This window comes from Micromonospora chalcea (assembly GCF_002926165.1).
Lineage (GTDB): Bacteria > Actinomycetota > Actinomycetes > Mycobacteriales > Micromonosporaceae > Micromonospora > Micromonospora chalcea.
Genome location: NZ_MAGP01000085.1, coordinates 1 through 1,120, shown reverse-complemented (window position 1 = coordinate 1,120; position 1,120 = coordinate 1). Strand labels below are relative to the sequence as shown.

The following is a 1,120-nucleotide window of genomic DNA, read 5'->3' as shown; positions in this document are numbered from 1 at the left end:
CCCCATCCCTCTCCCCTCCCCCTTCCACCCCGTTGATCATGAAGTTGGGCCGCGGATTTGTCCGCATTGGACGCGGTCAACTTCATGATCGTCGCGTCCTGGGCGGGCGAGTGGGGGCCGCGCTGATTCGGTGGGTGCGGAAATGGGTTGTTGAGCGCATGGGAGCGCTCCCGTAACATCCCTGACGCGGCTGTTAACGCTCACAAAACAATCGCCACCGCCAATGCCAGAGCCGCCGCCCCCGCAGGAGGTCAATTCATGTCCAGATCCAGGTCAGTCAATGCCATATTGGCGTCGGCCGGCGCCGCGCTGCTCGCGTCGGCGTCGGTCGCCGTGGCGCAGCTGCCCGCCGGGGCCGCCGCCGCGGGCTGCTCCGTGAACTACGCGATCTCGTCGCAGTGGCAGGGCGGCTTCGGCGCCAACGTCACCATCACGAACCTCGGCGACCCGGTGTCGAGCTGGACGCTGACGTGGTCGTTCGGCGCCGGGCAGACGGTGACCCAGTCGTGGAACACGAGCCTGACCCAGAGCGGGTCCGCGGTCACCGCGCGCAACGTCGACTACAACGGGTCGATCCCGACGAACGGCAACACGTCGTTCGGCTTCAACGGCTCCTGGACCAGCAGCAACCCGGTGCCGACCAGCTTCGCGCTCAACGGCGTGACCTGCACCGGCGGCACCACGCCGACCGGCGGCCCGACCGGCTCACCCACCACGGCACCGCCGACCACGGCGCCACCCACCACGCCGCCGCCGGGCAACACCTGCAGTCTCCCGTCGTCGTACCGGTGGTCCTCGACCGGCGCGTTGGCGCAGCCGCGGTCGGGCTGGGTGTCGTTGAAGGACTTCACGGTGGTGCCCTACAACGGGCAGCACCTGGTCTACGCCACCACCCACGACACCGGCACGAGGTGGGGGTCGATGAACTTCGGTCTGTTCTCCAACTGGTCGCAGATGGCGTCGGCCAGCCAGAACGCGATGTCGTCGGGGACCGTGGCGCCGACGTTGTTCTACTTCGCGCCGCGCAACATCTGGGTCCTCGCGTACCAGTGGGGGCCGACCGCGTTCTCCTACCGCACCTCCAACGACCCCACCAACCCCAACGGGTGGTCGTCGGCGC

At 68.5% G+C, this 1,120-nt stretch carries 1 protein-coding gene; it reads left to right on the top strand.

Annotated features, from left to right (window positions below):
* Nucleotides 1-258 precede the first annotated feature (258 nt).
* A partial coding sequence (locus BAW75_RS08590) for a non-reducing end alpha-L-arabinofuranosidase family hydrolase (RefSeq protein ID WP_208635211.1) occupies nt 259-1,120 on the top strand: 862 nt, incomplete at its 3' end.